1 pseudogene is annotated in these 1287 nt (G+C 62.8%); it reads right to left on the reverse strand.

Annotated elements, in window-relative coordinates:
* Positions 1-1287 (reverse strand): annotated as a pseudogene (locus GGD61_RS40150) (hypothetical protein); the annotation flags it as partial.

Genomic DNA, 1287 nt, shown 5'->3' on the forward strand with positions numbered 1-1287 from the left:
CGCCTCGATCTGTGCGATCAGGTTCCAGCTCATGTTGGAAAGATCGCCCTGGATGAGGTCGCGCGTGCCGGCCAGGATCTCTTTGGTACCGTGCCTCAGCTCTTGCTGCCTCTTCCGCAAATCTGCCTTCTTGCCCTCGATAACCGGTCGCTTGAACATGCTCGCCAGGACTGCACGAGCCTTGAGCACCTGATAGATCGAGAGGGCGGGATTGCGACTCGCGCGCGGCCCACGGATGCGCTCTGCCGCGCTCGCATCGAAGTGTGCCTCGATCTTTTGCTCCACGATCGGTTGGACATCGTTCAGCAAGTGGAGAGCCACTCTGCGGTGCCAGCGCAGGTGCGGGCTGCGCGCCAGCGGCACCAGCGCGGCACAGAGATTGCCCATGGTTTCGAGGTTATTCTCAGCGGCAAAACCAGGGGCACGATGCAATTCGTTGAGCCGATCCAACCCGGTCGAGGCGAGCGAGCCAAGATCTTCGAATAGTCGAGCCTTCGCCAAGGCCTTGAAAATGCTGGCGATGGTCCGAACATCGCTCTGCTCCAGCCGATCATTGTCGTAGTGAAGGTGATGGGCCAGCTGATGCAAGCGATCCTTCAGCAGAGCGGTCTCTATGATCTCTCCCGCGTCTTCCCCTCTCACGATACTTCGCCCCAGGGCATTGGCGATCATGTTGAACTCGGGCGTCGTGAAGGCACCGAAGCGTTGACCGCCCCGGCCTAGTCCGCGCGCGATGTCCACTACCGCCCGGTGACACGCCGGGTCGTCGGGCCACTTGCTGAAGCCATTCATCAGATATGCCATCTGCTGCGGCGTGAAATCGGAGAGCGCGCGGCGACCGACCTCACCCGCGATCACGGCTGCGGAATGGCAAATGTCCTCGTCTTCCGGCCACTTGCTGAAACCGTTCACCAGGTTCGCCAGCTGCTGCTCATGAAAACGAGCGAGCTGGCGGCCGTCGTCACAGACCTCACGGGCGATTGCGAGGACGGCCCGGCCGGCATCGTCCTGGCCCGGCCACTTGCTGAAACCGTTCACCAGGTTCGCCAGCTGCTGCTCATTAAAACGAGCGAGCCGGCGGCCGTCGTCACAGACCTCACGGGCGATTGCGAGGACGGCCCGGCCGGCATCGTCCTGGCCCGGCCACTTGCTGAAACCGTTCACCAGGTTCGCCAGCTGCTGCTCATGAAAACGAGCGAGCCGGCGGCCGTCGTCACAGACCTCACGGGCGATTGCGAGGACGGCCCGGCCGGCATCGTCCTGGCCCGGCCACTTGCTGAAACCGTT

Origin of the sequence: Bradyrhizobium sp. SBR1B (assembly GCF_014198205.1) — a bacterium.
In the GTDB taxonomy this organism is placed as follows: Bacteria; Pseudomonadota; Alphaproteobacteria; order Rhizobiales; family Xanthobacteraceae; genus Bradyrhizobium.